Below are 5,648 nucleotides of genomic sequence, written 5' to 3' on the forward strand. Positions count from 1 at the left end.
GTTACTTTCTTTTCAGACAAAAGAAAGTGACTGGCAGCCCCGCGCAGCGGGGATGTCATACGGCCTTTGGGTTCAAGCACCAACAACCGCCCGAGCCGCCAGGCCCACAGTAGCCCGAACAAGGACTCAACCGGCTCCTTACCCGCCTACCCCCACACAATAAGCAACAACCGCATCCAACACCCCCTCAACCTCCCCCACAGCCGTCGCGCAGCGAATCTCCACACCGGGATGGCGCCGCCGGCAATCATCCAGCAGCACCGGCAAGTCGCGCCGCAGATGGCCGCCCTGGCCGAAGAACACCGGCACCACTGTGATGTCCGCCACGCCGCTGCCGGCCAGTTCGGCCAGCGCGTCGGGCAGGGATGGGGTCATCAGTTCGAGGAAGGCCAAGCGTACCGTGCTGCCGGGCAGCGCCGCCGCCAGCTTGGCGTGGAGGCGGTCGAACGGTTCGCGCCAGCGCGCGTCGCGCGCGCCGTGGCCGAACAGGACCAGGGCCTTGGCGGGGGCGGCGGGGGTGTTCATGGCGCGTCTAGTGCCGGTCGACCCAGCGCAATGCGCCGAGCGCCACCAGCAGGTACAGCGTACCGGGGATCAGCGCCGAGACGATCGGCGGCCAGGTGTGCAGCAGGCCCACGTGCGAGAACAGCGTGTTGGACAGGTGGAACGACAGCCCCAGCATGATGCCGCCGAACACCTTCACGCCCACCGCGCCGGCGCGCGCGTGCAGGTAGGCGAAGGGCAGGGCCAGCGCCACCATCACGAACAGCGTGAGCGGGTACACCACCTTTTTCCAGAAGGCGATCTCGTAGCGCTGCGTGTCCTGCTTGTTGTCGCGCAGGTGGCGGATGTAGCGGAACAGGTCGAGCGTGGACATGCGTTCCGGCTCCACCAGCAGCACCGACAGGATCTGCGGCGTGAGCTCCGAGCGCATGGTCATGCTGGGCACGGTCTTCTGCTCGCCGCGGAACACCGGGGCCAGCGTGTCGGCCTTGCCGGGCTCGCCGCGCGGCAGTTCCAGGAAGTGGGTCTCGGTGACGCCGCTGAGCTGCCACGACTGGCCGCCCTGGTAGCGGCCTTCCCTGGCCACGCGGATCACGCTCAGGCGGTACTGCTCGTCGAACTCGTAGATGGTGACGCCGGTGATGCTCTGGTCGGGGCGCAGGCCGACCACGTTGACGAAGCGCGTGACCTCGTGGCCGCGGGCGGCGTCGCGGTCGCGGTCCTTGACCCACACGCCCGAGCGGAAGCCGGCCGACACCGTGGCGCCGAGCGCCTCCAGCTTGACCTTCTGCGCGTACTGCTCGGCCTGCGGGCCGATGAACTCGCCGAAGATGAAGGTGGCGATGGCCAGCGGGATCGCCAGCTTGAACAGCGAGAACAGCGCCTGCCGGGTGTTGAGGCCGGCCACGCGGAAGATGGTGTACTCGGACTGGCTGGCCAGTTGCGAGAACACGTAGATCGCGCTGATCAGCACCGCGATCGGCAGCACCTCGTAGATGCGCGTGGGCGCCTGCAGGATGACGTGGAAGAACGCCACCAGCGAGGTGTAGCTGCCGGCCACGCTCTCCAGCTCGCTGAGCATGTCGAAGAACACGAACAGCGCCAGCACGGCGAACAGGATGAAGGCGAAGACGCCGTAGATCAGGCGGCCGAAGTAGCGCTCGTAGACGCGCAGGAACCTCATGCCCGGCCTCCCTTCGGAGCCTTGCGCGGCAGGCCGAGCACGGCGCGCCAGCCGCCCAGGCTGATGTTCTGGCGGTAGCGGAACAGCATCACCGCGCCCAGCAGCGCGATCAGGTGGAACGGCCACCAGGCCAGCGCGAACGGGATCGAGCCCGAGCGCACCCAGGCCTGCGAGAGATTGATCAGGTTGCTGTAGGTCAGGTAGATCAGCACCGCGAACACCAGCGGCGTATAGCGGCCCAGGCGCGGGTTGACGTAGGCCAGCGGAATGGCGATCAGCACGAAGTTGAAGGCCAGCAGCGGCAGCGACAGGCGCCACAGCAGCTCGCCCAGGTTCTCGTTGCTGCGGTTGCGCAGCAGGTCGATGGTGTCACGGCTCTTGGTGGGCAGGTCGGCCTCGCTCGCGGGGGGTTTGTTGTCCACCTTCACGGCGTACTGGTCGAACTCGACGATGCGGTAGTCCAGCTTGCCGGGCAGGCCGGTGTAGCGGCGGCCGTTCTCCATCACCACCAGGCGGTCGCCGTTGGGCATGGTGCGGAACTGGCCCTGGTGGGCCAGCGACACGCCGATCTTGCCGGCTTCCGCGCTGGCCACGAAGACGTTGCGCGCGTGGGTCATGTCGGCGTCGATGCTTTCGATGAACAGCACGTAGTTGGCCTTGGCCGGCTCGATGAAGCGCCCAGCGGCGATCATCGACAGCACGCCGCGCTGCTCGAAGCGGTCGCGGAACAGCGCGCTCTGCTGGTTGGCCCACGGCCACGCGAACATGCCCAGCAGCAGCGACATGACGATGAACGGCGCGGCGAACTGCAGCACCGGCTTGACCAGGTCGCGCAGCGAGATGCCGGCCGAGAACCACACCACCATCTCCGAATCCTTGTACCAGCGCGTGAGCACGATCAGGGTGGAGATGAACAGCGTGGCCGACAGCAGGATGGACAGGTAGCCGATGGTGGCCAGGCCGATCAGCATCAGGACGTCGTTCGGGCTGGCCTGCCCGTTGGCGGCCATGCCAAGGATGCGGATCACGAGCGAGGTCAGCATGAAGGTCAGCATGACCAGGAACACCGCGCCGGCGGTGTAGGCGAGCTCGCGACGCAGGGCTTGTTGAAAGATCATGCGTTGTCGGTTCCGGACTGCCGGCCGGCGCGGGCGATGGTGCGCCGGTTGGCTTGCTAGTCAGGATAGCGGACCGGCGGCAGCAAATCGCGGATAATAGGGGCTTTCTTTGGACGAGCCCCTGGAAGGAAGCGCGATGGAATTTAGCACAAAAGCCCTGGATTGGAGCAAAGCTGGCCAAAATGGTTTCCTGGCGACCAAGACCGACTGCCTGGTGGTCGGCCTGTTTGAAGGCCAGAGCCTGGCCGGCGTGGCCAAGGCGCTGGACGTCGCGACCAAGGGCCTGGTGGCGCGGCTCGTCAAGCTCGGCGATTTCGAGGGCAAGCGCGGCACCCAGCTGATGCTGCACGAGGTCGCCGGCGTGGGCGCGGCGCGCGTGCTGCTGGTGGGCCTGGGCAAGGAGGGCGAGTTCAACGAGAAGGCGTTCGCCGAAGCCGTGCGCACCGCCTTGCGTGCCTTGTCCGGCACGCGCGCGGCCAGCGTGCTGTGGTGCCTGGCGCAGCAGCAGGCTTCCCAGCAGGCCGGCAACGCCGCCGACCTGTCGTGGCGCCTGATCACCACCGTCACGCTGATCCGCGAGGCGGGCTACCGCCTGCTCGAGCGCCATCCCGGCCTCAAGCGCGCCGGCAACGGCGCCAACGCCAAGGACAAGAGCGGCCTGCGCAAGGTGGTGCTGACCGTGGACGCGGCCGACGCCAAGGCCGCGGCCCAGGCCGTGCTGCGCGGCGTGGCCATCGCCGGCGGCATGGAACTGACCAAGGACCTCGGCAACCTGCCTTCCAACATCTGCACGCCGACCTACCTGGCCGACACCGCGCGCGCCATCGCCAAGCGCCACAAGCTCAAGGTGGAAGTGCTGGGCCGCAAGCAGATCGAGGCGCTCAAGATGGGCGCGTTCCTGGCCGTGACCAAGGGCGCGGTCGAGCCGCCGCAGTTCATCGTGCTGCGCTATGACGGCGCATCCGCCAAGCAGGCCCCGGTGGTGCTGGTGGGCAAGGGCATCACCTTCGACACCGGCGGCATCTCGCTCAAGCCGGGCGAGGGCATGGACGAGATGAAGTACGACATGTGCGGCGCGGCCTCGGTGCTGGGCACGCTGCAGGCGGTGGCCGAGATGGGCCTCAAGCTCAACGTGATCGCGGTGGTGCCCACCTGCGAGAACATGCCCAGCGGCACCGCCACCAAGCCCGGCGACGTCGTCACCAGCATGTCCGGCCAGACCATCGAGATCCTCAACACCGACGCCGAAGGCCGCCTGGTGCTGTGCGACGCGCTGACCTACGTGGAGCGCTTCAAGCCCGCCGCGGTGATCGACGTGGCCACGCTGACCGGCGCCTGCATCATCGCGCTGGGCCACGTGAACAGCGGCCTGTACGCGCGCAACGACGGCCTCGCCGACCAGTTGCTGCAGGCCGGGCGCAAGGCGATGGACAGCGCCTGGCGCATGCCGCTGGACGACGACTACCAGGACCAGCTCAAGTCCAACTTCGCCGACATGGCCAACATCGGCGGCCGCCCGGCCGGCAGCGTGACCGCGGCCTGCTTCCTGGCGCGCTACACCGAGAAGTACGACTGGGCCCACCTGGACATCGCCGGCACGGCCTGGAAGAGCGGCGCGGCCAAGGGCGCCACCGGCCGCCCGGTGCCGCTGCTGGCGCAGTTCCTGATGGACCGCGCCGGCTGAAGCCAGGCGCGGGCCGGCGCCCGAGGGCGCCGGCTTGTGCAGAGGATCGTCCTTGACCATGACGCGCATCGATTTCCACAGCAACGTGCCCGACAAGCTCGGCTACGCCTGCCGCCTGATCCGCAAGGCCTACGGCGCCGGCCAGAAGCTGGTGGTGCACGGCGCGCCGGAGCAGCTGGCGCAGCTCGATGCGCGGCTGTGGACGTTTTCCCCGCTCGATTTCCTGCCCCACTGCGGCATCGACAGCCCGCACGCCGCGGTCACGCCGATCGTGCTGGCCGCCACGCTGGAACAGGCCCCGCATCACCAGTTGCTGATCAACCTGGACACGCAGCCGCCCGCGCAGTTCGCCAGCTTCGAGCGCATGATCGAGGTGGTCGGCAGCGACGCCGCCGACCGCGACGCCGGGCGCGAGCGCTTCCGCCTCTACCGCGAGCGCGGTTATCCGCTGGCGCACCACGACATCGCGCAGGCAGCCCAGGGCAAGGGAGGCGACGCATGACCGAACGCACCACCTCGCGCGTGATTCCGCGCATCGGGCCCAACGACAGCATTCCGCTGCTGACCGAAGTCATCGACCTGCCCGCCGATGCCGCCAGACAGGGCGCGGAGCAGGCCGCCAGCGCCGCGGCGCCCGCGGCCGGCGGCCCGGCCCAGCCTCACGTCGCCCACGTTCCCCTCGAGCCGGCCTGGCCCGGTTCCCCGACCCACGTGGTCGTGCCGCGCGAAGCGGCCACGCCCGTGCCCGAGGTGCCGGCGCTGGCGCAGCCGAACCCGAACCCGTCCACGCAGGACGGCGCCTATTCCGCCTCGCACGCCGCCGTCCATCCCGTGCCGCCGCCCAGCGACGAAGAACTGCGGGCGGTTCGCAGCGAACTGCTCACGCGCGTGATGATGCGATTTCGCACCGAGTGGCCGCAGGTGGTGGAGGCTCATACCGAGGCCACGCTGCAATCGCGTCTGGCGCCGTTGACTGCGCAGTTGGCGGCGGAGTTGACGCAGGCGCTGGAGGCGCGGTTGGTGGAGTGGCTGGATGCTACTCTGGAGGAGATTGAGAGGGATCCGGGTGGGGTTTGATTTTTTTGGGGGGCTTTAAAGTCAAAGGCTTTAACTTCAAAGTCAACGGCTTTAACGTCAAAGGCTTAAAGTCAACATCAAA

6 protein-coding genes are annotated in these 5,648 nt (G+C 68.1%); 3 read left to right on the top strand and 3 right to left on the bottom strand.

The features are described from left to right. Nucleotides 1-138 precede the first annotated feature (138 nt). The 3 genes from KF708C_RS33930 to lptF are packed head-to-tail and all read right to left on the bottom strand — an operon-like array spanning nt 139 to nt 2,805. The gene (locus KF708C_RS33930; protein WP_059416258.1) at nt 139-525 is read right to left on the bottom strand and encodes a sirohydrochlorin chelatase; all 387 of its coding nucleotides are present in this window, start codon (nt 523-525) and stop codon (nt 139-141) included. A gap of 7 nt (nt 526-532) precedes the next feature. Then, nucleotides 533-1,687 carry an LPS export ABC transporter permease LptG gene (lptG, locus tag KF708C_RS33935; RefSeq protein ID WP_020206993.1) on the bottom strand — a complete coding sequence of 385 codons (1,155 nt, stop codon included), beginning with the start codon at nt 1,685-1,687 and terminating at the stop codon, nt 533-535. Beyond that, complete coding sequence (gene lptF, locus KF708C_RS33940; protein ID WP_020206992.1) at nt 1,684-2,805, bottom strand: LPS export ABC transporter permease LptF; 1,122 nt, start codon at nt 2,803-2,805, stop codon at nt 1,684-1,686. Before lptF ends, lptG begins: the two co-directional genes overlap by 4 nt. 136 nt (nt 2,806-2,941) lie before the next feature. Between lptF and KF708C_RS33945 the strand changes: the two genes are divergently transcribed. The 3 genes from KF708C_RS33945 to KF708C_RS33955 are packed head-to-tail and all read left to right on the top strand — an operon-like array spanning nt 2,942 to nt 5,566. Continuing rightward, nucleotides 2,942-4,489, top strand: a complete 1,548-nt coding sequence (locus tag KF708C_RS33945) for a leucyl aminopeptidase (RefSeq protein WP_059416263.1) — start codon at nt 2,942-2,944, stop codon at nt 4,487-4,489. A 58-nt stretch (nt 4,490-4,547) separates the two neighbouring features. Then, on the top strand, nt 4,548-4,991 hold the full coding sequence (locus KF708C_RS33950; protein WP_020206990.1) for a DNA polymerase III subunit chi: 444 nt from the start codon (nt 4,548-4,550) through the stop codon (nt 4,989-4,991). Further along, on the top strand, nt 4,988-5,566 hold the full coding sequence (locus tag KF708C_RS33955; protein WP_059416267.1) for a hypothetical protein: 579 nt from the start codon (nt 4,988-4,990) through the stop codon (nt 5,564-5,566). Before KF708C_RS33950 ends, KF708C_RS33955 begins: the two co-directional genes overlap by 4 nt. Nucleotides 5,567-5,648: the final 82 nt, after the last annotated feature.

Origin of the sequence: Cupriavidus basilensis (genome assembly GCF_000876015.1) — a bacterium.
GTDB lineage: Bacteria > Pseudomonadota > Gammaproteobacteria > Burkholderiales > Burkholderiaceae > Cupriavidus > Cupriavidus basilensis_B.